26 protein-coding genes are annotated in these 25,347 nt (G+C 45.8%); all 26 read left to right on the top strand.

Going from position 1 to position 25,347, the window contains the following annotated elements:
- Nucleotides 1–11 precede the first annotated feature (11 nt).
- The 26 genes from ACJA3J_RS17105 (at nucleotide 12) to ACJA3J_RS16980 (ending at nucleotide 25,252) form a co-directional block, all read left to right on the top strand.
- Nucleotides 12–383: a YojF family protein gene (locus tag ACJA3J_RS17105; RefSeq protein ID WP_089651333.1), complete on the top strand. Its 372-nt coding sequence runs from the start codon at nucleotides 12–14 to the stop codon at nucleotides 381–383.
- The gene (gene bshB2, locus ACJA3J_RS17100; protein WP_406944684.1) at nucleotides 376–1,032 is read left to right on the top strand and encodes a bacillithiol biosynthesis deacetylase BshB2; all 657 of its coding nucleotides are present in this window, start codon (nucleotides 376–378) and stop codon (nucleotides 1,030–1,032) included. Before ACJA3J_RS17105 ends, bshB2 begins: the two co-directional genes overlap by 8 nt.
- Nucleotides 1,033–1,133: 101 nt before the next feature.
- The gene (locus ACJA3J_RS17095) at nucleotides 1,134–2,165 is read left to right on the top strand and encodes a DUF4097 family beta strand repeat-containing protein (RefSeq protein ID WP_406944683.1); all 1,032 of its coding nucleotides are present in this window, start codon (nucleotides 1,134–1,136) and stop codon (nucleotides 2,163–2,165) included.
- A 34-nt stretch (nucleotides 2,166–2,199) separates the two neighbouring features.
- The gene (locus tag ACJA3J_RS17090; protein WP_181898657.1) at nucleotides 2,200–2,553 is read left to right on the top strand and encodes a phage holin family protein; all 354 of its coding nucleotides are present in this window, start codon (nucleotides 2,200–2,202) and stop codon (nucleotides 2,551–2,553) included.
- An 864-nt stretch (nucleotides 2,554–3,417) separates the two neighbouring features.
- Complete coding sequence (gene hprK / locus ACJA3J_RS17085) at nucleotides 3,418–4,350, top strand: HPr(Ser) kinase/phosphatase (protein WP_089651425.1); 933 nt, start codon at nucleotides 3,418–3,420, stop codon at nucleotides 4,348–4,350.
- A 15-nt stretch (nucleotides 4,351–4,365) separates the two neighbouring features.
- Nucleotides 4,366–5,199, top strand: a complete 834-nt coding sequence (gene lgt, locus ACJA3J_RS17080; RefSeq protein WP_406944682.1) for a prolipoprotein diacylglyceryl transferase — start codon at nucleotides 4,366–4,368, stop codon at nucleotides 5,197–5,199.
- 13 nt (nucleotides 5,200–5,212) lie between these two features.
- Nucleotides 5,213–6,169 (top strand): nucleoside recognition domain-containing protein, encoded by a 957-nt coding sequence (locus ACJA3J_RS17075; RefSeq protein WP_406944681.1) that lies wholly within the window; start codon nucleotides 5,213–5,215, stop codon nucleotides 6,167–6,169.
- The gene (gene ppaX, locus ACJA3J_RS17070; protein WP_406944680.1) at nucleotides 6,144–6,782 is read left to right on the top strand and encodes a pyrophosphatase PpaX; all 639 of its coding nucleotides are present in this window, start codon (nucleotides 6,144–6,146) and stop codon (nucleotides 6,780–6,782) included. The genes ACJA3J_RS17075 and ppaX overlap by 26 nt, the downstream gene beginning before the upstream one ends.
- A gap of 4 nt (nucleotides 6,783–6,786) precedes the next feature.
- A complete protein-coding gene (locus ACJA3J_RS17065; protein ID WP_089651340.1) occupies nucleotides 6,787–7,308 on the top strand; it encodes a DapH/DapD/GlmU-related protein in 522 nt (173 codons plus the stop codon).
- Entirely contained in the window at nucleotides 7,305–7,865 is a 561-nt protein-coding gene (locus ACJA3J_RS17060) for a glycerol-3-phosphate responsive antiterminator (RefSeq protein ID WP_089651341.1), read from the top strand. Before ACJA3J_RS17065 ends, ACJA3J_RS17060 begins: the two co-directional genes overlap by 4 nt.
- A 109-nt stretch (nucleotides 7,866–7,974) precedes the next feature.
- The gene (locus ACJA3J_RS17055; RefSeq protein WP_406944679.1) at nucleotides 7,975–8,793 is read left to right on the top strand and encodes an MIP/aquaporin family protein; all 819 of its coding nucleotides are present in this window, start codon (nucleotides 7,975–7,977) and stop codon (nucleotides 8,791–8,793) included.
- Nucleotides 8,790–10,289, top strand: a complete 1,500-nt coding sequence (gene glpK, locus ACJA3J_RS17050) for a glycerol kinase GlpK (RefSeq protein WP_374189718.1) — start codon at nucleotides 8,790–8,792, stop codon at nucleotides 10,287–10,289. Before ACJA3J_RS17055 ends, glpK begins: the two co-directional genes overlap by 4 nt.
- A 232-nt stretch (nucleotides 10,290–10,521) precedes the next feature.
- The gene (locus tag ACJA3J_RS17045) at nucleotides 10,522–12,189 is read left to right on the top strand and encodes a glycerol-3-phosphate dehydrogenase/oxidase (RefSeq protein ID WP_406944678.1); all 1,668 of its coding nucleotides are present in this window, start codon (nucleotides 10,522–10,524) and stop codon (nucleotides 12,187–12,189) included.
- 111 nt (nucleotides 12,190–12,300) lie between these two features.
- A complete protein-coding gene (locus ACJA3J_RS17040; protein WP_406944677.1) occupies nucleotides 12,301–13,119 on the top strand; it encodes a hypothetical protein in 819 nt (272 codons plus the stop codon).
- Nucleotides 13,120–13,873: 754 nt separating this feature from the next.
- Nucleotides 13,874–14,266 (top strand): MerR family transcriptional regulator, encoded by a 393-nt coding sequence (locus ACJA3J_RS17035; protein ID WP_406944676.1) that lies wholly within the window; start codon nucleotides 13,874–13,876, stop codon nucleotides 14,264–14,266.
- On the top strand, nucleotides 14,263–15,780 hold the full coding sequence (locus ACJA3J_RS17030) for a class I adenylate-forming enzyme family protein (protein ID WP_406944675.1): 1,518 nt from the start codon (nucleotides 14,263–14,265) through the stop codon (nucleotides 15,778–15,780). The genes ACJA3J_RS17035 and ACJA3J_RS17030 overlap by 4 nt, the downstream gene beginning before the upstream one ends.
- Nucleotides 15,781–15,792: 12 nt before the next feature.
- Nucleotides 15,793–17,454: an acyl-CoA dehydrogenase family protein gene (locus ACJA3J_RS17025; RefSeq protein WP_406944674.1), complete on the top strand. Its 1,662-nt coding sequence runs from the start codon at nucleotides 15,793–15,795 to the stop codon at nucleotides 17,452–17,454.
- Nucleotides 17,455–17,718: 264 nt separating this feature from the next.
- Nucleotides 17,719–18,903, top strand: coding sequence for an ATP phosphoribosyltransferase regulatory subunit (locus tag ACJA3J_RS17020; protein WP_406944673.1), 1,185 nt, complete (start codon nucleotides 17,719–17,721; stop codon nucleotides 18,901–18,903).
- Nucleotides 18,896–19,531, top strand: a complete 636-nt coding sequence (hisG, locus tag ACJA3J_RS17015) for an ATP phosphoribosyltransferase (protein ID WP_089651350.1) — start codon at nucleotides 18,896–18,898, stop codon at nucleotides 19,529–19,531. Before ACJA3J_RS17020 ends, hisG begins: the two co-directional genes overlap by 8 nt.
- Nucleotides 19,531–20,805, top strand: a complete 1,275-nt coding sequence (gene hisD, locus ACJA3J_RS17010) for a histidinol dehydrogenase (protein WP_406944672.1) — start codon at nucleotides 19,531–19,533, stop codon at nucleotides 20,803–20,805. The genes hisG and hisD overlap by 1 nt, the downstream gene beginning before the upstream one ends.
- Nucleotides 20,802–21,395, top strand: coding sequence for an imidazoleglycerol-phosphate dehydratase HisB (hisB, locus tag ACJA3J_RS17005; RefSeq protein ID WP_089651352.1), 594 nt, complete (start codon nucleotides 20,802–20,804; stop codon nucleotides 21,393–21,395). The genes hisD and hisB overlap by 4 nt, the downstream gene beginning before the upstream one ends.
- A complete protein-coding gene (gene hisH / locus ACJA3J_RS17000; protein ID WP_406944671.1) occupies nucleotides 21,395–22,024 on the top strand; it encodes an imidazole glycerol phosphate synthase subunit HisH in 630 nt (209 codons plus the stop codon). The genes hisB and hisH overlap by 1 nt, the downstream gene beginning before the upstream one ends.
- A gap of 12 nt (nucleotides 22,025–22,036) precedes the next feature.
- Nucleotides 22,037–22,768 (top strand): 1-(5-phosphoribosyl)-5-[(5-phosphoribosylamino)methylideneamino]imidazole-4-carboxamide isomerase, encoded by a 732-nt coding sequence (hisA, locus tag ACJA3J_RS16995; RefSeq protein ID WP_089651354.1) that lies wholly within the window; start codon nucleotides 22,037–22,039, stop codon nucleotides 22,766–22,768.
- Nucleotides 22,769–23,527 (top strand): imidazole glycerol phosphate synthase subunit HisF, encoded by a 759-nt coding sequence (gene hisF / locus ACJA3J_RS16990; protein ID WP_406944670.1) that lies wholly within the window; start codon nucleotides 22,769–22,771, stop codon nucleotides 23,525–23,527.
- Complete coding sequence (hisIE, locus tag ACJA3J_RS16985) at nucleotides 23,524–24,147, top strand: bifunctional phosphoribosyl-AMP cyclohydrolase/phosphoribosyl-ATP diphosphatase HisIE (RefSeq protein ID WP_406944669.1); 624 nt, start codon at nucleotides 23,524–23,526, stop codon at nucleotides 24,145–24,147. The genes hisF and hisIE overlap by 4 nt, the downstream gene beginning before the upstream one ends.
- A gap of 88 nt (nucleotides 24,148–24,235) precedes the next feature.
- Complete coding sequence (locus ACJA3J_RS16980; RefSeq protein ID WP_406944668.1) at nucleotides 24,236–25,252, top strand: tetratricopeptide repeat protein; 1,017 nt, start codon at nucleotides 24,236–24,238, stop codon at nucleotides 25,250–25,252.
- The last annotated feature ends 95 nt before the right edge of the window (nucleotides 25,253–25,347 follow it).

Here is a 25,347-nt window from a genome sequence, read left to right as displayed (position 1 = left end):
GAGGAATACGAGTGGATGCCATTCAACAAAAAGTTGTTCAAGAAAAAATTGATCAACTAGCGAATAAAGAAGTTTATGTACACTTAGAAACGACGAACGGGGCTTATGCAAGCCATTTCGATGAAAATGCCTACAACGTCGGGGCTTTCATCCGAAACGCGCAAGTCTCTTACCAACACGGGAAAATTGTCAGTACCGGAGGGTCATACCGTGTAGGTCTGAAACTGGACTTAGGCTGGGTATATGCCGAAGGATTGACGGATTACGAAATTGATGAGAAGAACCGGCTGCTCATGGCAGGCCATGACCGTGAAGGCCGTTTGATGGTTGCTCTTGAAATCAGCGAAACACCTTTTTCACATGAGGCTGATCCTGATGAGTAAAGAAAGAGTGGTTGTCATTTTCCCTCATCCCGATGATGAATCGTTCGGAGCGTCTGGTACGATTTCTAAATTCCGTGATGAAGACGTACCGGTTACCTATCTATGCGGTACGCTCGGGGAGATGGGCCGAAACATGGGCAACCCTGAATTCGCTAATCGTGAAACGCTCTCTTCTTTTCGAAAAAAGGAGTTGGCTGAAGCAGCGAAACAGTTGGATATAGATGTTGAAATGCTTGGCTACAGGGATAAAACATTAGAGTTTGAACCCCGACAGCAAGTGGCTGAGCACTTGAAGGAACGTATCGAAGCATTAGGAGCGACTATCATCATTACGCACTATCCTGGATATGCTGTTCATCCGGATCATGACGCGCTTGGTGCAGCCGTGATCGAGGCTGTGGAAAACATGCCAGAGGAGAACCGTCCTCAAGTGTGGATGCATGCCATTTCCAATCACTCAGAACAAGATTTAGGGAAGCCTGAGATCATTACGGATGTACGACCTTACTGGGAAAGAAAATTGGCGGCCATCAAAGCCCACCTCTCCCAGGCTGACGGGATGTTTAGCTTGATTGAAGATCATGATCAGGCATCCGAACAATTAGAGCGGCTGAAAACGGAACGCTTTTACACGTACAACTTTCAATGACACCTTACACCTGAGAAACGAACTTAGTTTTCTCAGGTGTTTTTTAGTTTTTGAACCCTTTCAATAGGGAAAAACGTAAGAGATGAAAAGGAGCTGATCTTATGAATGAAGAACGTATGAAAATTCTACAAATGATCGAAAAAGGCACCATCTCTGCAGAAGAAGGCGCGAAACTATTGGAAGCTGTAGAAGAACCTTCTCCTAAAGGTTCAGAGCAACGCGATAAGTCTAAATACGGCCTGAGAAATTTCCTGGATGACGCCATGGAAAAAATTAAAAATGCAGATTTCGATTTGTCTTTTGGGGAATACGTCGAATTCACCGATGATACGGTTCTTCCGAAAGAGGAATTCCATGATGCCGACCTTTCTATATCCAACGGTTCTTTAAAACTCCATCCTTGGGACCAGGAGGATGTGAAAGCTTCCTATCAAGTTAAAGTCTATCAAGTGGAAACAGAAGAAGAGGCGCGAGCAAGGTTTCATGATGAAACACAAATGGAGGTTAAAAATGGTCTCCTTCGCATCGCAAGTCCATCTAAAAAGATGAAAATGAATGTGGATTTATACATTCCGAATAAAAAATACGAATTCATCAAATCACAATTAACAAATGGAAATTTGGATCTTGAAAATATTGAAAGTGATCATTTCCAGATGAAAACATCAAATGGAGCTGTTAAAGCGAAGCAGATTTCTGGGGAGACATGTAAAATACAAACCGGAAACGGCGCTATTCAATTGCAAGAGGGTACTTTCGAAGAGTGTGAAACAGACACAATCAATGGAGCCATTACACTTTCCGGAGATATTGGAAAAGCGGATGCTTCTACGGTCAGTAGCGGTATAACGGTTGATTATAGCGGATCAAAAGCGCACACAGGTTTTTATAAGACGACGACTGGCAAAATACAAGTATCTCTTCCTACAGAAAAGAAAGTCGATGGGGTCTTGAGAACGAAATTCGGTCAAATTCAATGTGAATTGGAGAATTACAAGATCTTAAAAGACCGAAAAGATGTTACCAACAAGATGTTGGAATTCGAAGCGTACGAACAATTTGAAAATGCATATCATATAGAAGCAGAGACGAAGACGGGATCTGTCCACGTACAACCTCCTGTCCAACTCTGAGAAGAGAACGATTCATGAAAGGCAGGTTGAAATTATGAAGAATTGGTTAATCCACATCGTGGTCAACGCTATCGCCATTATCGCGGTGGGAGCACTCTTTGATTCCGTAATGATTGACGGTGTTGGAGGCGCATTGCTCGCGGCACTGATTTTATCGATCCTCAATGCGATCGTAAGGCCGGTCTTAGTGATTCTCACTTTACCGATTACGATCCTATCGCTCGGTCTCTTCCTATTCATCATCAACGCCATTACCTTATGGCTGACGGATGCTTTCCTAGGAAGTACTTTTGAGATTGATGGCTTCGGCATGACCATCATTGCCGCCATCATCATATCCCTAATCAACCTTGTATTGAACAGCTTATTCAAGGATATGAAAAAATAACCCCCGTACCGTATGAGCCCGCTCATACGGTGTTTTTTTGTTCTCTTTCATCTACTAAAATTACCGATTCTTGAAGACTCAGTTTCGTGATGTTTCAGGGATTCGTTGCCCTGTTGGTTGTCAGGGGTTGTTGGGAAGCTACTCGTCTAGCTCCATCGCCCAGACACTCGCGTCATAAGCAGAACAGCAAAGGAATGAAAAGCACATTCCGTTGCTGTTCTGCTTATGCCAGTTGTGTCTCCCAGGTCGATTGCGCATTTGAACACTTTCCTGTGGGGGAGCGCCGAGCTTCCTCGGACTACGTCCTGCGGGATCTCGCCTATCTCCTTCTCCCACGGGAGTCTCGCAGCTTCCCAACAACCCCATTCCATGTAAGGGAGAAACGAACCCCTATACCGAGAAGGAGTTTCTCCCACTCTTCCCTCCTAAGCAGAAATAAAGCGCTCTATATCAAGTTTTTACGTTGTGAATATTCGCTTTAGAGGGGTTATATTATCCACTTCCCTCAATCATACGCGCTGTTTTTTCCAGAAGTGGTTTCGAGAATCTTTCATGGCAAAGGGGCGGAGGGGAATGGGGAGACTCCTGCGGGAAAAGAGTGCTTGGTGAGCCCCCGCAAGGCGACAGCCTGAGGAGGCTCACCGCGCTCCCGCGGAAAGCGAGTCATTCCCCGGAGCTCCATCCACTCAAAAAACATCTCGAAACGCAGTCTTCAAGAATCCTGCCAGATAGTTGAATAAGTTAGCTCCGGTAAAGAGGATTTTCTAGATGGAAATACTAGTAAAAAACCTCCCTATCCAAGATTTATTGAAAACATGCTACAATAGGGGACAGTGATTGATGAAAGAGGAGGTTGATGGACAAATGAGCAAGGTCCGTACACAAGATTTGTTAGAACAATTCGCGCTTGAACTCGTTGCCGGTGCTGACGGCGTCCACCGTGAAATACATATGAGTGATATTTCTCGTCCTGGAGTAGAAATGACAGGGTATTTCAAATTTTATCCGAAAGATCGTCTACAACTGCTCGGCAAGACAGAACTCTCTTACTTTAATGAACTGACGAAAGATCAGAGGAGAGAGAGAGCGGAAAAACTTTGTACAGATGTAACACCTGGAATCGTTATTACCCGGGGAATGGATATTCCTGATGAGCTTTATGAAGCTGCCAATGACGCAGGCGTTCCGCTGATGTTGTCGCCATATAAAACGACAAGAGTGATTAGCCGCCTGACGAATTATCTGGAATCCAAGTTTGCTCCGTTTACGGCTATCCATGGTGTGCTTGTCGACATTTATGGTATCGGTGTTTTGATTACGGGCCAAAGTGGTGTTGGTAAAAGTGAGACGGCCCTAGAGCTGGTTAAGCGAGGGCATCGTCTTGTGGCTGATGATAGTGTTGAAATTCGACAGGAGGATTATGACACGTTAATCGGAAACAGCCCTCCGCTTATTGAACACCTTTTGGAAATTCGTGGACTAGGCATTATTAATGTGATGACATTATTCGGTGCGGGAGCTGTTCGAAGTTACAAACGGATCACGCTCGTTATCAACCTTGAATTATGGGAAAAGAACAAACAATACGACCGTCTTGGTTTAGAAGAAGAAACGATGAAGATCATGGATGTTCAAGTTCCGAAAGCAACGATTCCTGTTCGTCCTGGTCGGAACCTTGCTGTCATTATAGAAGTTGCTGCTATGAACTTCCGTTTGAAGCGTATGGGCGTCAATGCTGCTGAAGAGTTTTCAGAGCGTTTGACGAAAGTCATCGACCAAGATCAAACACAGGAGTAAAGGAGGAAACCACTAATGATGTGTACACCTGAACCGTTGAACCCGGTCTTCCTCCAACTAGGTCCTCTTTCGATATACTGGTATGGCTTGATTATTGCCACAGGAGCTTTTCTTGGACTATGGATTGCAACGCGAGAGACCGAACGTCTCGGTTTGAAAAAAGACTACATGGTCGATATCGTCGTATTTGCGATTCCGGCAGCCATCGTGTGTGCCAGGCTTTATTATGTCATTTTTGAATGGGATCGTTATGCTGGTGGACCATGGTGGAAAGTTTTTGCCGTGTGGGAAGGCGGGATCGCCATTCACGGTGCACTGATTGGCTCAGTGTTGACTGCTTATATTTATACGAAAATTAAAGGATTGTCCTTCTGGATGATGGCGGACATTGCCGCACCAAGTATTATTCTTGGGCAGGCGATCGGTCGCTGGGGAAACTTTATGAACCAGGAAGCTCACGGCGGTCCGGTATCCGAATCTTTTTATAATAACTTTATGCAGTATTTACCCGGGTTTATCAATCAGCAAATGTGCATTGATGATACGGTCTATCACCCGACCTTTTTATATGAATCTGTATGGAATATCATCGGATTTGTATTGCTGTTAGTTTTGCGTCATAAATTTAATCCTCGCCGCGGAGAAGTGTTCTTAAGCTATGTGATTTGGTATTCTGTTGGTCGTTTCTTTGTAGAAGGTATGAGGACAGACAGCCTTTATCTCTTTGGTGAGATTCGTACGGCACAATTGATCTCCATCGTGCTTGTCGTTGGAGCGGTCATTGCGATCCTTTACCGGAGAAAGAGTGGTATGGCGAATAAATATTATAACGGAAAGAAAGTAAAATAAGGGAGCAGGTAGCATGAAGGGGATTTTAAAACGCGGAAGTAAAAAGGGATTGGAATTGACGTGGACGCTGGGAAAAGTCATTTTTCCCGTAACGTTAATTGTCACGATTCTTCAATACACGCCGGTCCTCCCATGGGTGATGGAGAAACTGGAACCTTTGATGGGATGGATCGGACTATCCGGTGAAGCTGCTGTTCCTCTTGTTTTAGGTAACTTTTTAAACCTTTATGCAGGCATTGCGGCGATCATATCTTTCGAATTCACGGTAAAAGAAGTGTTCATTCTTGCCGTGATGCTTTCCTTTTCCCATAACTTACTGATCGAATCGACGGTTGCTAAAAGGGTAGGTGTGAGCTGGTGGTTTGTAGCCGGCGTCCGGTTGAGTCTCGCATTGACCTCGGCTGCCCTCATCAACGTTTTTTGGAAAGGCGGAGGCGAAACAGCGAAATATGGCTTTGCGCCTGAGAAGACACCCGATCCGAATGGATGGACAGAGATCATTTTTCAGGGCGTGCAAACCGCCTTCATGGGGATCGTGCAGCTTGCATTGATTGTCATCCCTTTGATGATTTTCATGCAGTATCTACGTGAAAAAGGATGGCTTGACCGTTTTTCAGGCTGGGTAGCTCCTGCAACTAGGTTTCTCGGAATGGAACGCAACACATCGATGACCCTTGTCGCAGGACTGACGATTGGGCTCGCATACGGTGCAGGCTTGATGATTCAGGCAGTGGAAGAGGACGGCGTTTCAAGGAAAGATATGTATTTAGCCATTCTCTTCCTCGTCTCCTGTCACGCGGTGGTAGAGGATACGCTGATCTTTATTCCGCTCGGTATTCCGGTTTGGCCATTGCTTTTGATCCGTCTATTGACGGCGATTGTGTTAACGGCTGCCGTCGGCTTCGTTTGGAACAGACTACAACAGAAAAGAAAGGATCCTTCCAATGAGCATACGTACCATTCTCTTTGATTTAGATGGGACGTTGATCGATACGAATGAATTGATCATCGCTTCCTTTACCCATACGATTAAACAATATTCTGATCGCTCTTATGAGCGTGAAGAAATTCTCGACTTTATCGGTCCTCCTTTAAGGGAGAGCCTGCAAAAAGTGAACCCTGACAAAGTGGAGGAAATGGTCGAGACGTACCGTAAACATAACATTGAAAACCACAACCGTTACGTGAAAGCCTATGAGGGCGTGGTGGAAACGATTGAAACACTGAAAGAACAAGGATACAAATTAGGTATTGTGACGACGAAAATGAGGAATACCGTTCATATGGGTCTTGAACTGACAAATCTGGATGGACTATTTGAAACGGTCGTCACGCTTGATGATGTTACAAATGCGAAGCCACACCCTGAACCGATTGTGAAGGCTTTGAACCACTTGGATTCGCAAGCTTCTGAGGCGATGATGGTCGGAGACAACACGCACGACATCGAAGCAGGGCAGAATGCGGGAACGAAAACAGCCGGGGTTGCCTGGACGGTTAAAGGAAGAAAAGTACTCGACGACTTGAACCCTGATTACATGCTTGATAATATGCGTGATCTATTAAAAATTACAGGAGGATGACTGTATGAGGAAAACGGAACGCCACCCGGTCAAAGGAGCCAATTCACTTTGGCACATATATAAGACGGTCCCGTTTTTCAAAGTGGTCAAAAACTTCTTTTTTATTCAAATGGCCCGGTACACCCCGTTTCTTTCTATGAAGAATTGGTTGTACCGGACTTTTCTCCATATGAAGGTGGGCGATCAAACGGCTTTTGCCTTGATGGTCATGGTGGATATTATGTTTCCCGAAAAAATCAAGGTAGGGCGGAATTCGGTCATTGGTTACAATACAACGATTCTCGCTCATGAATATTTGATCGAAGAGTACCGTCTCGGAAATGTTGTGATTGGGGATGAGGTTTTGATTGGAGCGAATACGACGATTCTTCCTGGTGTCACAATCGGTGACCGTGCCGTTGTCTCTGCTGGTACCTTGGTACATAAAGATGTGCCTGCAGGTGCATTCGTCGGAGGAAACCCGATGCAGCTCATCTATACGAAAGAACAGATGGAAGAACGGAGAAAGAACGGGGGAGAAGAATGACTTTGACACAGTCGGTTCTGCCTGCAGTAAAAAAAATCAAAGAATTTGAAGCCTTGTTAGAAAGTGAAACGGATTATATTATTCTTTTGGAGAGCCGGTTAGGTCTCTTAAGAAAACTCGTCAAGATCGGACAAAAGGCTGGTAAGAAAGTATTTGTCCACGTAGACTTGATTCAAGGTTTGAAAGCGGATGATTATGGCATGGAATACATAGGGCAGGAAGTGAAGCCTGATGGTGTCATTTCAACGAGAGCTCATGTTATTCAACAAGCAAAAAAGTATCATCTTGTTTCTGTCCAGCGATTGTTTTTAATCGACAGCCAGGCGATTGAACATAATGTGAAGATCATTAAAAAAACTGAGCCGGACTTCGTTGAAGTTTTACCGGGCGTATTACCGGGAATGATAAAAGAGATCAAGGAGCATATCGGCATTCCTGTCATTGCTGGAGGCTTGATTCGTTCAAAGCAAGAAGTTGATCAAGCGCTTGCCTCGGGTGCTTCTGCAGTCTCTACTTCACGTTCTGAATTATGGCATTTTAACAGCGAGAATACATAATCACCTTTCGTGAAGAGGCTGACCCGATTATCCACACAATGATTAGATCAAACTAATTTTGTGTGGTTTTTTGTACGTCAATCGTGGTACACAGAAAGGAGATCGCATCATGACTGAATTCATGGGTGAGCTGATTGGCACCATGATCCTCATTATTTTCGGGGGCGGAGTCATCGCAGGTGCCAATTTAAAAGCAACAAAAGCAGAAGGGAACTGGGTGCTGATTACCATTGCCTGGGGACTTGCCGTAGCGATGGGTGTCTACGCTGTAGGGAGAGTGACAGGTGCTCATATCAACCCTGCCGTTACACTCGGACTTGCAACGGTCGGTGATTTTCCTTGGAGCAAAGTTCCGATGTATATTACCGCGCAGATGGCGGGTGCATTCTTAGGAGCTGTCATCGTTTTCTTTCACTATCTTCCTCACTGGAAGGATACAGAAGATCAGTTGGCGATCAAGTCGATTTTCTGTACAGACCCAGCCATCCGCAGTCCGATTTCAAATCTTGTCAGTGAAATCATCGGAACATTTGTATTAGTCATGGGAATCTTGTTTATCGGCGCGAATGATTTTACACAGGGATTAAACCCTCTCATTGTCGGCTTATTGATTGTAGCGATCGGGATGTCCCTTGGTGCGACAACGGGTTATGCAATCAATCCAGCCCGTGATTTAGGACCACGACTAGCTCATGCTCTGTTACCGATTCCAGGAAAAGGGGACTCGGATTGGGGGTACTCATGGATCCCAGTTTTCGGCCCGGTAATCGGCGGCGTCTATGGCGGGTTATTTTATCAAGCCATTTTCGAAACGAATGCGAATGGCTGGTTCTGGATTGGCACCATCATCATTTTACTTATTTTATTTTCCTCCATGCGTGTGGAGCTGAAAAAAGTACAGAAATCTGAAAAAGGAGTGGAATCATGAAACAGTACATTTTATCGATCGATCAGGGTACAACAAGTTCAAGAGCGATTTTGTTCAACCATGAAGGACAGATTGTAGAAACCGCTCAAAAAGAATTCGAGCAGCATTTTCCAAAACCAGGTTGGGTAGAACACGATGCGAACGAAATTTGGACATCTGTTCTTGCGTGTATTGCGGATGTATTAAGAAAATCAGATGTAGAAGCGAGTCAGGTCGCAGGCATTGGAATTACAAACCAACGTGAAACTACAGTCGTTTGGGACAAAAACACGGGCAAACCGATTTATAAAGCAATCGTCTGGCAGTCCCGTCAAACGCAGAGCATCTGTAATGAATTGAAAAAACAAGGGTTGGAAGATACATTCAGAGATAAAACAGGTCTCTTACTCGATCCATACTTTGCAGGAACTAAGGTGAAATGGATTTTAGACAATGTTGACGGAGCGAAAGAAAAAGCGGAAAACGGAGACCTCATGTTCGGAACGATTGATACATGGCTTGTCTACAAACTTTCTGGACAAAAAACACATGTGACAGACTATTCCAATGCATCCCGTACATTGATGTACAATATCCATGACTTGAAGTGGGATGACGAACTGCTCGATATCCTGGATGTACCGAAGAGCATGTTGCCGGAAGTCAAGCCTTCATCTGAGGTGTACGCGAATACTGTGGATTATCATTTCTACGGAAAAGAAGTCCCGATTGCAGGAATTGCCGGTGATCAGCAGGCGGCTCTTTTCGGACAAGCTTGTTTTGAAAAAGGGATGGGTAAGAACACCTACGGTACTGGTGGATTCATGTTGTTGAACACCGGAGAAGAAGCGGTCAAATCCGAGCATGGACTGTTGACGACGCTTGCCTGGGGCATTGATGGAAAAGTCGAATATGCCTTGGAAGGAAGCATCTTTGTGTCAGGTTCTGCCATCCAATGGCTTCGTGACGGGTTGAACATGGTTGAATCTTCTCCACAGAGTGAAGAAATCGCCGGTCAGGTGAAATCTACGGACGGCGTCTACGTTGTTCCTGCCTTTGTCGGTCTTGGCACGCCATATTGGGACAGCGAAGCTCGTGGGGCTGTTTTCGGTCTTACGCGTGGTACGACCAAAGCTCACTTTGTACGAGCTACGCTTGAATCTCTTGCTTATCAGACGAAAGATGTCGTGGATGCGATGGTCGAAGATTCAGGCATTGAAGTGAAAAAACTTCGTGTCGATGGAGGTGCCGTCAAAAACAACCTCTTGATGCAGTTCCAGAGTGATTTGCTTGATGTGACGGTTGAGCGACCGGAGGTTAATGAAACAACAGCTCTTGGTGCAGCTTACCTTGCGGGGCTTGCAGTAGGTTTCTGGGAAAATCGACAGGAAATCGCGAATCAATGGAAAGTGGAAAGAGAGTTCGAGCCTAGTATGAATGAAGAGAAAAGTAAGAAACTATACAAAGGCTGGCAAAAAGCTGTGGAAGCGACAAGGGTGTTCAAACAAGAAGAATAAATCCTTGAAAACATCTCCCTCTCTGATATAATTGAGTTACAAGTTAATGAAAACGGTCGGAGATACGGAGAGACCACGAAGCTTTATGCAATCCGCATAAGAGTTTTCGTGGTCTCTTTTTTTATGACATGAATGAGCACTCGATGAGCAATCCGACACATATTCTTTGCTGAAAAAGGGAATACCCGTATCAGACCATGAATTTGAAGACAACGGAAGAAGGAGAGATAGCATGCAATCATTTTCTAGTTACGAAAGACAAAATCAGTTCAACCGTTTAACCCAGGAAGAGTGGGATGTTCTCGTCATAGGCGGTGGAATCACAGGTTCTGGAATCGCTCTCGATGCAGCGAGCCGTGGCATGAAAACAGCGGTTGTTGAAATGCAGGATTATGCCGCAGGTACGTCCAGTCGTTCCACTAAACTGGTGCATGGCGGTTTGAGATATTTGAAACAGTTCGAAGTGAAAATGGTCGCTGAGGTAGGGAAAGAGCGGGAGATCGTTTATGAAAATGGCCCTCATGTGACGACACCAGAATGGATGATGCTTCCATTTCATGAAGGCGGAAACTTCGGGCCGTTCTCCACAAATGTCGGTCTTCGTGTGTATGACTACCTTGCAGGAGTAAAAAAAGCGGAACGTAGAACGATGATGAGTGCAGAGGAAGCTGTTGAACGGGAACCTCTTGTGAAAAGGGATGGTTTGAAAGGCGCAGGGTACTATGTGGAGTACAAGACAGATGATGCCCGCCTTACGCTCGAAGTCATGAAGAAAGCCGTAGAGCATGGTGCATGTTCGACCAACTATGCAAAAATCGTGGACTTCATTTATGATGACAATGGAAGTATCGTTGGTGCAAAAGTCGAAGATACGGTATCAGGAGAACAGTATCATGTCAAAGCGAAAAAAATCATCAATGCAGGCGGGCCGTGGGTCGATGAGCTTCGTGAAATTGATGGTTCGAAAAAAGGCAAAACTCTGCAGCTGACAAAAGGGGTTCATCTAGTCTTTGATCAGTCTGTCTTCCCATTGAGGCAGGCCATTTATTTCGACAGCCCGGACGGCCGCATGATTTTCGCCATTCCGCGTGACGGTAAGACCTATATCGGAACAACGGACACAACCTACGATCAGGAAATCGCTCATCCTACGATGACGGAAGAGGACCGCGATTATATTCTGAACGCAATGAAGATGATGTTCCCAACCGTTGATGTTACGGCTGACGACGTAGAATCAAGCTGGGCAGGCCTGCGTCCACTGATCCATGAAGAAGGAAAAGATCCGTCCGAGATTTCTCGTAAAGATGAAATTTTCGTTTCCGATTCTGGCCTCATTTCCATGGCCGGTGGGAAACTTACCGGGTATCGCAAAATGGCACAAACCGCTGTAGATCTTGTTCGTGATCAACTGATGGAAGAGTACGGCATTCGTTATTCTGATTCCGAAACAAAAAACATGCCGATCTCTGGTGGCGATGTTGGAGGTTCCAAAGGCTTCAAGAAATTTAAAGAAGAGCGGGTTCAGATCGGTGAATCTCTAGGACTGAGTCAAGAAGATGCCGATAAATTGATCCAGCTATACGGTTCAAATGTCGACAAAGTCTTCAACAACTTCAAGGATCGTAAAGAAGAAGCATCCCAAGAAGGGGTCGACCCAGTGGTCTTTGCCCAGCTTGTATATGCTCTGGAAGAAGAAATGACGTACAAACCTGTCGACTTCTTTGTCCGACGAACGGCTGCGCTATTCTTCAACATCCAGTGGGTACGTGATCATAAAACATCCGTTATCGATTATATGGCGAAAGCCCTGAATTACAGTGAGCAGCAAAAGCATGAATATACGGAACAGCTTGATCAACTTTTAGAAGAAGCTGTTACACCAATCGAATACGTGTAAAACACAGAGACTTCTCCTTCATCGGAGGAGTCTTTTTCTTACATAATTTTGAAACTTATTTCGCTTTCATTCGTACTTATAGTAAAGCTTCTTTTTTTAGGAGGATATAAGATGTCGCTTGTTCAGAACATGATTTATCAGGATGCAAGAAGACAATTATGGAGCGGAACACTTCTCTCATTCATATCTATCGTTTTTATTCTGGGGATGGTCACATTCAATCCCAGCAGTTTTATTATTTCTGTCGTTTACGCAGCGATTTTTGCCATCACAGGAGTTGGACTTCTAAAAGGTGGCTATGCCGATCTTCAAAAATCCAAAACCGTTTCGGATTTTGAACAGGACCCTACGCAAGATTCCTTAGAACGAGTACCTAAAAGGATGTATATGGGGCAAAATAAGCTTAAATCCTTTCAGGCTGGTTTGTTTGATATGGGTGGGAAGAGCTATGGCAAAATTCAGGAAAACATCCAGTGGAAACATAAATCTTTAACGATGTTTACAGCCATATTTTCCTATGACCACTTTAGACCGGCTATATTCTCTTTCAAAAACCAAATCGGCGAACAGCTTTATCAGATTGAGAAGAAAGGCGGTTTTAAGTGGAGAGGATATATCCAGCACAAAGAAGGCGCCTATGTGGCTTACACAAAGCAAACCAAAAATAAAACAACCGGCCAGCGCATCACCCGCTATATAGAGGGTGATCAATGCCGCTGGAGCGCAGAAGGAGACGACTTCATCGGGCATTTTAAGATTAGAGACCATGAAGGGAATCTATGGGCAGTTATTAAAAGAGGGGCTATTCCCCGCGAAGCTGCGGAGCGATTTGAAAACATGCCTGGATATTTGGTCGAATGGAAAATCCGCGACAACGTCCCAGCCTCCCTCCTAGCTTTCCTATTCCTCCTCCACTCCAAAGAAAGATAACTACCACGGCAGGATTGTGAAAGACTCAGTTTCGAGATAATCGGGGTTCGTTTGCTGTGTTGAGCGTCAGGGATGGCTGGGAAGCTACTCGCTTTCCTGTGGGGGAGCGCCGAGCTTCCTCGGACTTCGTCCTGCGGGATCTCGTCTATCTCCTTCTCCCACGGGAGTCTCGCAGCTTCCCAACCACCCCATTCGATAAAGGTGAGAAACGAACACCTTTACTGTGGGAGGGTGCCTTCAACTTTCCTAGTGTTATAAGCATAAAGCGCTCTATAACAAGCCTTTCACAGGAAGAGTAGCGCCCTTAGGAGTTCATTCCCCTCCAATAACTATGTACATAAAAGCAGCTTGTTCCGGAAGTGGTTTCGAGATACATATATGGCAAAGGGGCGGAGGGGAATGGCGAGACTCCTGCGGGAAAAAAGTGCATGGTGAGACCCCACAGGACGCAGTCCGAGGAGGCTCAAAAGGATAGAGGAAGTTCGATTAAGTTCGGCACGTCCTGTGCCAACATCGAACGACCCCACTTCGTGTGGGGCCCCGCGGAAAGCGAGCTATTCCCCGCAGCCCCCATCAACTCAACAAAAGTCTCGAAACTGAGTCTTCAAGAATAGGGAGCTATACTTTATGAAAGCACTTTTTTAGTAAGGTGCTTTTTTTATTGGAAAATTCCATATTTTTATAGTTGAACTTTACGTTAACGTTAATGGTATATTAAAATTGTTAGAATTTTCATTCAATGAGAGGGGATCGAATGACAGGACGTTTATCTATACAACAAGTGGCCGAAAAATTTGATGTGACTCAGCGGACCATCCGATACTATGAAGAACTTGGGCTGGTCAGACCTTCCCGCAGCTCGGGCGGGCACCGTTCTTTTTCTCCGAAGGATCTGACACGCCTCGGGCTTGTTTTTCGTGGGAAAAAGTATGGCTTCCAGCTTGATGAAATCAAAGAAATGATGCACCTTTTCGACCAGGACCCCTCAGGTGTCCGTCAGCTTGAACGGACGCTTATCTATGGCAGAGGAAAAATGCAGGAGGTGGACGACCGGATTGGGGAGTTGGAACAGTTAAAAGCAGAAATGGGTCAGTGGCTCGACAAATTCGAAGAAGAATTGAAGGAACGGAGAGGAGATCCTGTATGAATCTTTCTGAATTATTAGCTTACCAGTCTCGTAAATACCCGGAAAAAGAAGGGATTGTTACACCTGAAGAACGTCTGACCTATCAAGAGTGGAACAGTCAGGTGAACCAGTTTGCCAGAGGTTTGATGAGGGCAGGGATTCAGGCTGGAGATAAGGTGATCATCCATATGCCGAATACGAAGGAGTTTGTCATCAGTTACTTTGCCATCCACCGGCTTGGAGCGATCGTCGTCCCGATTAATGCTCGATTAGTATTGAATGAAATTACGTATATTTACGACCACAGTGATGCCGTCGCTTTGCTCACGCATGATTTGCTCATCGACCAAGTGAGAGGGCTTGCTGATGAAAGAGAGGGCACATTCATAAAAACAGGGAATGCGGACGGGGCATGGCACTCATTTTCTGAAATCCTTGCAAAAGAAGAACCGCTGGAAATGGTGAACGAAGCGCATGAAGATGAAGAAGCTTCGATTTTATATACATCAGGGACAACGGGGCAGCCGAAGGGGGTTGTCTTTACCCACAAAAATATTTTGACGGTCTCTTCGATGATGGCTGTGGAACTGGAAATGAAGCCAACCAGCCGTATGCTTCATATGATGCCATTCAGTCATTCCGCGCCTCTGCATCTCTTTTTAGCAGGGGGCACGTTCGTCGGTGCTACGCACATCATCGCTCCTACTTTTACTCCAGACTTATTGCTTGAGCTTGCTTCGAGCGAAAGGGCTTCACACTTTTTCGGAGCACCTGTCGCTTATTTAATGACGGCCAAGCATCCACAAGTGAAGGAAACGGATTTGAGCTGGGTGAAATATTGGACATATGGAGGCGCGCCTCTGTCTAAAAAAGAAGTCCAGTTTGTGAGAGAGCAGTTTGAAACGGACAGCCTCTGCTGTTTATATGGTCTGACGGAAGCGGGACCAAGCGGGACGTTGCTGCTTCCACAGGAGCATGATGAAAAAGCTGGCAGTGTAGGGAAACGTGCGGCGCTTCATTGTGAAGTGCGCGTTGTTGATGAAAATGGGCGAGAAGTAGGAAACGGCCAAGTGGGCGAAATCGCACTAAAAGGTGAAGGAATTATGAAAGGCTATTATAAAGATGAAGAAAAAACGGCCGCCACCTTCCGTGATGGCTGGCTGCTTACAGGGGATATGGGAGAAAAGGATGAGGACGGCTACTTGTGGGTCATTGACCGGAAAAAGGATATGATTATCTCGGGTGGTGTCAACATTTATCCACGCGAAGTAGAAGAGCTTTTGTTGCAGCATCCACACATTGAAGATGTGGCTGTCGTAGGCGTTCCACATCCAGATTGGGGCGAGACCGTCAAAGCGCACATCGTTCAAAACGGGCAAATGACAGATGTGGAAAATGAATGCCGTCTCTTTTTGCAAGAGCACCTGGCGGATTATAAGATTCCGAAACTCTATGAGGAAATGGACGAGCTGCCGAGGAACGTCACAGGGAAATTGTTGAAGCATCGTTTACGTGAACAGGCGCGTCAAGCCTAAGGGGGTGGTGGGATGAACTTTTACGAAAGAGATGTGAATCTTCAAGATCTCTTGAAGGAAGTGTGGGACGAGTCTTTTTACCAGTGGGCAGATGATCGACTCCGTTTCTTCGGTGGGAAGTGTGCAAAGGAGATCGATGAACGGGCGGTTCACACCGATCGTGAAGGGCAGCCAAAGTTGATCAAGTATGACAAAATGGGCAACGACATTTCAGAAGTGTGGTTGAACGAGGGGTACAAAAAAACAATAGAAGAAACATATGGCGAAGGGATCGTCGGTTATCTGCATAAGGACATACCTGAGCTTGAACAAAAAGGCAACTACATGTATTCGTATGCTCAAGGTTATCTTCTCTCCCAGGCAGAGCCTGGTTTTTACTGCCCGGTGACGTTAACGATGGCCACTGCCTATTTAATCGATCATTATGCGGACGAAGAGTTGAAAGCCAAATATTTACCGCATGTGTTATCGACGGGAGATGTGGAGTTGTATGAAGGCGCGACTTTTCTTACGGAACGCCAGGGCGGTTCTGATGTGGGCGCCAATGAAGTGAAAGCCATTAAAGAAGGGGATCATTATAGAATCCATGGTGAAAAGTATTTTGCCAGTAATGCGGGTGCTTGTGGCGTAGCCATGGTTCTTGCTCGAGTAGAAGGCGCTCCAACAGGAACGAAAGGTCTCAGTTTGTTCCTCGTTCCCTGGAGGAATGATGAAGGTGACTTGAATGGCATTCAAATACGCAGACTGAAAGATAAATTAGGCGTCCGTGCTGTTCCATCCGCTGAGGTTGAATTTACCGGGGCAAAAGCGTTTATGGTAGGAGAAGCGGAACGTGGGTTCTATTATATGATGGAAGCCTTGAACCTTTCCCGTGTTTGTAATGCGGTTGCTTCTATTGGAATTATGCGGCGTTCTTTAACGGAAGCCCAGGATTATGCCACTAAAAGAAATGCGTTCGGTCAGGTGTTGATACAATATCCGATGGTGAAGGATACGCTTGTTTCTATGACGGTGAAGCAGGAAGTGGAGACGAGGGCTGTTTTTGATTTGATTCAAGCTTTTGAAAAAGTGGGACGTAAACCGGAAGAAGCGAGAATTGAAGAACAAATCCTAAATCGGGTTCGGATTGCCATAATGAAAAAAGAAACAGCCGAACAGGCCGTGCATTTTACACACGAAGCGATTGAGATGCACGGAGGGAATGGATACATTGAAGATTTTGTTACACCAAGACTTTTGCGTGATGCTCAAGTGTTGACGGTTTGGGAAGGAACCGCGAACATTCTCGGCCTTGAAGTCTTGAAACTTTTCAATAAATATCAAGGTCATGAGCTGTTCGTCCAACATGTTCAAGAACGCTTGGAAAAGGTTACGAATAAAGGGAAAGAGTACACACTCGTGAAAGAGGGTGTCCTGAACTTCATCCCATATGCAGATGAAGTATTAAAACAGCCCGCTGAAGTGCAAACCTATTACAGTAAATCCCTGGCTGAAAAAATGGCTTTGCTTTATGAAGCCGTCGTTGCTTTGGAGATGATGGAAAAGGGAGCGCGATCTGAAAAGGTTGGGCGACTGTTCATTCACCAGCAGATGCAAAAAGAGGAACCGAATGCCGAACCACTCGCTCTTCGTTACGCTGATGAGATTCTCCATTTTAATAAGGCTTTAACCTGACCAAACGGGCGCACACTTTTGTGCGTCTTTTTTTGCGTTCGGCGAGATCTAATGCTCATTAACTCGCTGTCAATGTCCTCTAACGATTGGTTAACGTCCTCGAGCTGAAAAAAGCTCTCCCTCTCCCTATGAGTCCGTATTTATGAAGCGGTTTCTGCTATGATAAGAAGGGGAACAAAGCTAATGAGTTTCTTCATTGACGCTCCATCTTTATCATGTTAGCATATTAGCAAGCTAAAGGATTTGAGGAAAGGATGAATTCCATTGGTTAAACGCCTGATGTTTGAAAAACCACTGGGAATGCGAGATACGCTTCCCTTTTTTTATAACCAAAAATCAAAAGCGCGCCAACAATTATCGAATGCGATTCTTTCGTTCGGATATTCGTTCATGGATACGCCGATCATGGAATATCACGAAACGGTAGGAAAAGTGAGTGCGACGCTTGATCAGCAATTGTTCAAGCTTTTGGATCAGCAGGGACACACACTCGTATTGAGACCGGACATGACTGCACCAATTGCAAGAGTCGCTGCTTCTCAGCTGAAGGACGCTGAGTTTCCGCTTCGTCTCGCTTATGAAGGCCCGGTGTTCCGTGCCCAGCAGACAGAGGGAGGGAAGCCAGCTCAATTTGAACAGGTCGGAACGGAATTGATTGGCGACCATTCCTCTTATGGAGATGCAGAAGTCATCGCTCTCCTCGTCGAATCATTGAAACAGACAGGACTTGACGATTTTGTCATCACGGTCGGTCACATTGGTTATGTGAAAGCCTTCTTCACAGATTTGCTTGGTGATGATGAAGATACGATTGAATACCTTTTAAACTACTTATATCGCAAAAATTACGTCGGTTACAGGGAAGCTGTAAAGGAGCTATCTGTTCCAAAGGATAAAAAAGATGCTCTCCTTCAGCTGCTAACACTGAAAGGCGGCGATGAAATTTTTGATAGCAGCCGCTCGCTTGCGCGGAATCAAGCTTGCATGCAGGCAGTGAATGAATTGAAGCAATTGTATCGTCTGCTGCAACAGTATGAGGTTGAAAAGTATATTCATTTTGATCTGAACTTGATCAGCCACATGGATTATTACACGGGGATTTTGTTCGAAGGCTATGCGCCAAACCTCGGGGCCCTTCTTTGTAACGGTGGCCGCTATGATACGTTGCTGCCTTCTTTCCAGCTCAGCGCCTCGGCCACTGGTTTTGCCGTCCACCTGGAACGTCTCGTAGAAGCATTGAATGAACAGGATTCGGATGATGGGCGCGTCGGTGTCATCGTCGACGATGATAGTTACGGACAAGGATTGCAGGAAGCGAAACGCTATCGTGAGGATGGTCAGGCGGTTCTTTTACAACATGTGGACCAAATTCCGGACCTGCAGGCATTCAAAGCGGAATTATCAGAAACGATCGATTTGACAAAAGGCGGAGGTGAGCGTGATGAGTAAGCCGTTGACCATTGCCATGCCGAAGGGCCGTATTTATGAAGAAGCGGCGGAACTGATGAAAAGAGCGGGCTATGAGCTTGAAGCGGACATGGATGAGTCAAGAAAGTTGATCTTGGAATTTCCTGAACAGAACATCCGCGTCATGATGGCCAAACCGATGGATGTCGTCACTTATGTGGAGTATGGAGCAGCAGATATCGGGATTGCCGGCAAAGACGTCCTGCTTGAACAGGACCGGGATGTATACGAAGTGCTCGATTTGAAAATCAGCCCTTGCTATGTAGCCGTAGCTGGATTGCCTGATCAACCGCTGAGCCGGATTGCGCCGAAAATCGCTACGAAATATCCGAAAGTCGCATCTGACTATTTCCGCGAGCAGGGCGAACAGATTGAAATCATTCCTTTGAATGGTTCCATTGAGCTTGCGCCCCTGATTGGATTGGCGGATCGCATTGTCGATATCGTATCTACAGGTCGTACGTTGAAAGAAAATGGACTGGTAGAGTACGAGAAGATTACAGATATTACGTCGCGTTTGATTGTGAACCCGGTCAGTTACCGTTTGAAGAGTACCGAGATTGAGGAAATGGTAAGCAAACTAAGTGAAGTGATGGAAGGGGAGCGCTGATGAAGATCATTAATAAGTCCGATTTAAAGTCATTGAAGCGTTCCGTCGATCAAGGTACGGAAGAACAGCGGAGATCCGTCCAGGACATCATTGCACAGGTGAAGACCCGTGGGGATGAGGCGGTCAAAGAATATACGGAGCGTTTTGACCAAGCTACTTTAAAAAACTTCAAAGTTTCTAAAGAAGAGTTTGAACAAGCGTATGCCTCTCTCGATGGGGCGTTCGTCCAAATCTTACAGGAGGCCGCGGACAACATCCGAGCTTTTCATGAAAAGCAAAAGACCACTTCCTGGTTTGACAGCTCGGAAGACGGCACCCTCTTAGGACAAAAAATCACACCGATTGATGCCGCAGGGGTTTACGTGCCTGGGGGAACAGCCGCTTATCCTTCCTCTGTCTTTATGAATGTGATTCCGGCACAAGTAGCAGGCGTGGAGCGGGTCGTCATGGTGACTCCTCCCGGTAAGGATGGGAAAGTACCGGATGGTGTCCTTCTTGCTGCGCAGATCCTTGGCGTTGAAGATGTGTTCAAAGTAGGGGGCGCACAGGCGATTGCTGCTCTTGCTTATGGAACAGAAACGATCCCTTCGGTTGATAAAATTACAGGCCCGGGCAATGTCTTTGTTGCGCTAGCGAAAAGAGAAGTGTTTGGGGATGTTGATATTGATATGATCGCTGGACCCAGTGAGATCGCGATCCTTGCTGATGAAACCGCTCGTGCGGAAGAAATTGCTGCTGACCTTCTTTCTCAAGCGGAACACGATGCCCGTTCGTCAAGCGTACTTGTGACAACGAGTGAGAGGCTTGCAAAGGCTGTGGAAAAAGAAGTGCAATCACAGCTGGATTCCCTGCCTCGTGCTGATATCGCAAGAAAGAGCGTGGAAGACTATGGAATGATTGCCCTTTGTGAAACATGGGCAGAAGCGGTCGACACCATCAATGAAATCGCACCCGAACACTTGGAAATTGTGAGCGAAGATCCTTTTCAGGAATTAGGTAAGATCAAGCATGCGGGCGCGATTTTCCTTGGACCTTACAGCAGTGAGCCTGTCGGAGACTATTTTGCAGGACCGAACCATGTGCTGCCAACGAATGGAACGGCGCGTTTCTCAAGTCCTCTCAACGTGGATGACTTTGTGAAAAAATCGAGCGTCATTTCATACAGCAGACAGGCCCTCGAAACGAACGTTGACAAAATTGCCAGGTTCGCCCGATTGGAAGGGTTAGAAGCCCATGCACGCGCAGTAGAGACACGTAAGGAGCGATGGAAATGACAGAAACGAGAGCGGCAAGAATTGAACGCAAAACGAGAGAAACAGATATTCAGCTTGAACTTGGCATCGATGGAGGGGGGAAAGCGGACTTGGATGTCCAGGTTCCTTTTCTTTCTCACATGCTGGAATTGTTCACAAAACACGGCCTCTTTGATTTATCCGTTGTCGGAAGAGGCGATGTGGAAGTGGATGATCACCACTTAACGGAAGATATCGGGATTTGTCTTGGACAGGCGCTGCGAGAAGCGGTCGGCGATAAATACGGCATGAAGCGTTACGGATCCATGACTCTTCCGATGGACGAGACGCTTGTCACGGTAGCGGTTGATTTGAGTGACCGTCCGCACCTCGAGTGGCGCGCAGAGCTACCGAAAGATCGTGTCGGTACCTTTGATACGGAAAATGTTCACGAATTTTTCTGGAAGCTTGCTGTAGAAGCTCGGATGAATTTACATATCGTCTTACACCATGGGCATAACACCCATCATATTATTGAGGCGATGTTCAAAGCCTTCGCACGTGCTTTGGATGAAGCGACTCAAATCGATCCACGTGTCAAAGGAGTTCCGAGTACGAAAGGAAGTTTATAATGATAGGCATCATCGATTATGGAATGGGAAATTTATTTAGTGTTTCAAAAGCGCTTGAACGACTTGGAGTGGACTATAAAATCGGGGACCGGCCACAGTCATTGGGAGCCTGTGATGGTTACATCCTTCCTGGGGTGGGAGCATTTCCGGATGCGATGAAAGCACTTCAAGAGCATGGATTCATTGATTTTATAAAAGATAAAGTGACCGAAGGTGTACCGGTCTACGGCATATGTCTAGGGATGCAGCTGTTATTCGAGAGCAGTGAAGAAGGCGGACTTACGGAAGGTTTAGGATTGTTCCCTGGCACCATTTCTCGTTTTCCGGGGATGGATGATCAAGGACGTTCATACAAAGTTCCGCATATGGGCTGGAACCAGCTTGAGATCCATCAGCCGGACAAACCTCTGATGACAGATGTAAAAGAAGACCATGTTTACTTCGTTCACTCTTTCGTTGTGAAGACAGATGATCCTTCTATTTTATATGCGACATCTGATTATCACATGGAAGTGCCTGCAATTATCGGAAGAGAAAATCTTGTAGCCAGCCAGTTCCACCCGGAAAAAAGCGGGAGAGCCGGCATGCAGTTATTAGAGAACTTTTGTAAAGTAATGTGCAAACAGTGAGGAGTTTTAATGATGAGCTTTACGATCTATCCAGCGATTGATATGCGTGACGGAAAATGTGTGCGACTTGAACAAGGCGATTTTGATAAAGAAACCGTCTATGGGGAAAACCCTTTTGAAGTGGCAAAGGAATTTGTAGAAGCAGGGGCTTCATGGATCCATATGGTCGACCTTGATGGAGCGAAACAAGGTTCCAAGCAAAACGCGGAGCATGTGTTGAGAGTGGCGAAAGAATTGGACTGTCGCGTTCAGATTGGCGGCGGTATCCGCTCAGAAGAAGATGTCCGCTTTTACTTGGATGCGGGCGTTGATCGTGTCATCATCGGTTCACTTGCTGTCCGCGATGTGGAAACAACCAAACAACTTCTTTCAAAGTATGGGGAGCAAATTGCGATTGGTCTGGATGCACGTGACGGTTTTGTTTCGACAGCAGGTTGGCTGGAACAATCGGAAGTGAAGGCGGTTGATTTAGGAAAAGACCTAGCTTCCGCGGGCGCGAAGACGTTCATTTATACAGATATTGCAAAAGACGGTATGCTTTCAGGTCCGAATACGAAGGAAATCGTCCGTTTGGCTGAAGAAACAGGTGTAGATGTAATTGCATCTGGGGGTATCAAAGGCCTGGATGACCTTGTCGAGCTGAAAGAATATAAGGATCGAAATGTCATTGGTTCGATAGTCGGAAAAGCCTTGTACACGAACCAATTTACTTTAAAAGAAGCGCTCGACGTGGAGGTGAACTGAATGCTGTCAAAGCGGATTATTCCTTGCCTGGATGTAAAGGAAGGTCGTGTTGTTAAAGGCATACAGTTCGTTGATATCCGTGATGCCGGCGATCCTGTTGAACTTGCAAAAGTGTACGACGAACAAGGCGCAGATGAGCTCGTTTTTCTTGATATCTCCGCCAGTCATGAAGGTAAGAAAACGATGATTGATGTCGTCCGTTCTGTTGCTTCTGAACTTGCCATTCCTTTTACCGTCGGCGGTGGCATCCGCACGCTTGAGGACATCAAAGAAACCCTCCGTAATGGAGCAGATAAAGTATCCCTGAACTCTTCCGCTGTAAAAAGGCCAGCATTGATCACGGAAGGAGCGGATTACTTCGGGAGTCAGTGCATCGTTGTCGCGATTGATGCGAAGTATGATGAAGAGGCAGCGAACTGGCGTGTTTATACCCATGGTGGGCGGACACCAACCGATTGGCTCGTGACGGACTGGGCGAAAGAAGCGGTCAAGCTGGGAGCGGGAGAAATTCTGCTCACGTCCATGAATAAAGATGGAGAAAAATCCGGTTTTGATCTGCCTTTATTAAAAGCCGTACAGGAAGTTGTGAATGTACCTGTCATCGCTTCCGGCGGGGCGGGGTCCAGTGAACATTTTTATGACGTATTTACTGAAGCTGAAGCAGATGCTGCACTAGCCGCATCGATTTTTCACTATAAAGAAACGTCTGTGCAAAACGTGAAAGCGTATTTGAAGGAAAAAGGAGTGCCTGTCCGATGAATATAGATAACATTCAATTCGATGCACAAGGTCTCGTTCCAGCGATTGTGCAAGATACCAAGTCAAAAGCTGTCCTGACCTTAGCCTATATGAACGAAGAATCTTTGAAAAAAACGTTGGAGATCGGTGAAACAGTATTCTACAGCCGCTCCCGTCAAGAGTTATGGCACAAAGGGGAGACTTCCGGAAATACACAGGAAGTGAGAAGCATCCATTACGATTGTGACCAGGATGCCTTGCTTGTCCAAGTGGTGCCAGCAGGTCCAGCGTGCCACAGAGGGGATTATAGTTGTTTTTCTGAAGAACTGACAGATTCTGAAACTAAGCCAAAAGAAAATCGGTATGAAATTCTGGATGAACTTCAAACCGTATTGGCTGACCGAAAAGCAACTCTTCCTGAAGGGTCTTACACATCCACACTTTTCCAGGAAGGGGTCGACCGGATTGCGAAGAAGATCGGTGAGGAAGCAGGGGAGGTCATCATTGCTGCAAAAAATGATGATCCAGAAGAACTTGCTTTGGAATCTGCGGATCTATTATTCCACCTCTTACTCATCCTGACTGATCGTCAAGTCCCACTGGATGATGTTCTGGATGTTTTGGAAAAACGTCATTCCTAATGGATTACATTTTTCTCCTATTTCTCTGTGAGCATTTATGTTATACTGCATAATTAGTGAGATTTGAAACGGAAATAGGGGGACAGTCATGACGACAACACTTAAAGGAACTACAGCACAACAGGATACGAACATTATCCCATTTGTACCTACAGGTTCATTTTATTTTTCTCATGGGATTCAAGCTTTTCAAAAGCGTCGTTTCAGTGCTGCTGTCAAGTGGCTGAAAAAGGCGATTGAAGCTTCTCCCGAGGAACCATTATATCCATGCCAACTTTCTGTCGTTTATACGGAAGTTGGCTCTTATCATGCCGCAAATCAGGTGCTGACCGAGGTATTGGCTGAACACGGCAAAGAATATGTCGATTGTTACTATCTGATGGCGAATAATTACGCACACCTCGGTCTTCTTAATGATGCCAAAAAATATGTCGACACCTATTTAGAACAACCTGGGGACGGCGAATTTGAAGAAGCAGCTAAGCAATTGAGAGATATGCTGGATTCTTTAGAGGAAGAAGATGAAGACGATGATTGGGCGTTTGAGGATGAGGATGAGCTGATTATCTATCAGGAAACAGCTTTTTACCATTTAGAGCAAGAGGAGTGGGATGAAGCGTTAAGTGTCCTTGATGAAATGATGCAGCTTTTCCCGGAATTCAAAATCGCTAAACATCGATACGCCTACGCATTGTTCATGAACGGAGACCGTGAAGAAGCGATTCAGCTTGAAAAAGAGACCTTGGAAAAAGAACCGGCGAACATTCACTGTGACGTGAATTTGGCTGCTTTTTATCTGAAGCAGGGGATGACGGAAGAAGCGGCATTTCATATTGAACGACTCCGCAATGTATTTCCTATGCATGAACAGCAAAAACTAGCCGTAGCTGAGACTCTTGCAAGAGCAGGCTATTACCAAGAAGCGGTCGAACGGTTCAGGTCGCTTCGTGATAAGCAGGTTACTCGCCGCAGAGTTTACTACAAATGGTACAGCATCTCTGTTTATCATACAGGTAATCCGTCTAAAGCGTTGCAACTATGGGAAAAGGGATGCAAGCAGTTCCCGAAGATGGGGAACGAAGGCGGACCCTGGGAGCAGGAATAGGTGAACATGCATTTCTTTCACCAATAAGCACATTAATGGACGGTTTTCGTATGATTTACTATGATATGTACAGGAATTGCAACTGAGATTATTTG

This window comes from Halobacillus sp. SY10, from assembly GCF_045401165.1.
In the GTDB taxonomy this organism is placed as follows: domain Bacteria; phylum Bacillota; class Bacilli; order Bacillales; family Halobacillaceae; genus Halobacillus; species Halobacillus aidingensis.
The sequence above is the reverse complement of the archived record's forward strand: the minus strand, read 5'-3'. Positions and strand labels throughout refer to the sequence as shown.

Bases quoted from the DNA above. Each gene is read 5' to 3' on its own strand.
- bshB2 (WP_406944684.1), top strand. From the start codon at position 376: ATGAGTAAAGAAAGAGTGGTTGTCATTTTCCCTCATCCCGATGATGAA.
- ACJA3J_RS17095 (WP_406944683.1), top strand. From the start codon at position 1,134: ATGAATGAAGAACGTATGAAAATTCTACAAATGATCGAAAAAGGCACC.
- ACJA3J_RS17090 (WP_181898657.1), top strand. From the start codon at position 2,200: ATGAAGAATTGGTTAATCCACATCGTGGTCAACGCTATCGCCATTATC.
- hprK (WP_089651425.1), top strand. From the start codon at position 3,418: ATGAGCAAGGTCCGTACACAAGATTTGTTAGAACAATTCGCGCTTGAA.
- lgt (WP_406944682.1), top strand. From the start codon at position 4,366: ATGATGTGTACACCTGAACCGTTGAACCCGGTCTTCCTCCAACTAGGT.
- ACJA3J_RS17075 (WP_406944681.1), top strand. From the start codon at position 5,213: ATGAAGGGGATTTTAAAACGCGGAAGTAAAAAGGGATTGGAATTGACG.
- ppaX (WP_406944680.1), top strand. From the start codon at position 6,144: ATGAGCATACGTACCATTCTCTTTGATTTAGATGGGACGTTGATCGAT.
- ACJA3J_RS17065 (WP_089651340.1), top strand. From the start codon at position 6,787: ATGAGGAAAACGGAACGCCACCCGGTCAAAGGAGCCAATTCACTTTGG.
- ACJA3J_RS17060 (WP_089651341.1), top strand. From the start codon at position 7,305: ATGACTTTGACACAGTCGGTTCTGCCTGCAGTAAAAAAAATCAAAGAA.
- ACJA3J_RS17055 (WP_406944679.1), top strand. From the start codon at position 7,975: ATGACTGAATTCATGGGTGAGCTGATTGGCACCATGATCCTCATTATT.
- glpK (WP_374189718.1), top strand. From the start codon at position 8,790: ATGAAACAGTACATTTTATCGATCGATCAGGGTACAACAAGTTCAAGA.
- ACJA3J_RS17045 (WP_406944678.1), top strand. From the start codon at position 10,522: ATGCAATCATTTTCTAGTTACGAAAGACAAAATCAGTTCAACCGTTTA.
- ACJA3J_RS17040 (WP_406944677.1), top strand. From the start codon at position 12,301: ATGTCGCTTGTTCAGAACATGATTTATCAGGATGCAAGAAGACAATTA.
- ACJA3J_RS17035 (WP_406944676.1), top strand. From the start codon at position 13,874: ATGACAGGACGTTTATCTATACAACAAGTGGCCGAAAAATTTGATGTG.
- ACJA3J_RS17030 (WP_406944675.1), top strand. From the start codon at position 14,263: ATGAATCTTTCTGAATTATTAGCTTACCAGTCTCGTAAATACCCGGAA.
- ACJA3J_RS17025 (WP_406944674.1), top strand. From the start codon at position 15,793: ATGAACTTTTACGAAAGAGATGTGAATCTTCAAGATCTCTTGAAGGAA.
- hisG (WP_089651350.1), top strand. From the start codon at position 18,896: ATGAGTAAGCCGTTGACCATTGCCATGCCGAAGGGCCGTATTTATGAA.
- hisD (WP_406944672.1), top strand. From the start codon at position 19,531: ATGAAGATCATTAATAAGTCCGATTTAAAGTCATTGAAGCGTTCCGTC.
- hisB (WP_089651352.1), top strand. From the start codon at position 20,802: ATGACAGAAACGAGAGCGGCAAGAATTGAACGCAAAACGAGAGAAACA.
- hisH (WP_406944671.1), top strand. From the start codon at position 21,395: ATGATAGGCATCATCGATTATGGAATGGGAAATTTATTTAGTGTTTCA.
- hisA (WP_089651354.1), top strand. From the start codon at position 22,037: ATGAGCTTTACGATCTATCCAGCGATTGATATGCGTGACGGAAAATGT.
- hisF (WP_406944670.1), top strand. From the start codon at position 22,769: ATGCTGTCAAAGCGGATTATTCCTTGCCTGGATGTAAAGGAAGGTCGT.
- hisIE (WP_406944669.1), top strand. From the start codon at position 23,524: ATGAATATAGATAACATTCAATTCGATGCACAAGGTCTCGTTCCAGCG.
- ACJA3J_RS16980 (WP_406944668.1), top strand. From the start codon at position 24,236: ATGACGACAACACTTAAAGGAACTACAGCACAACAGGATACGAACATT.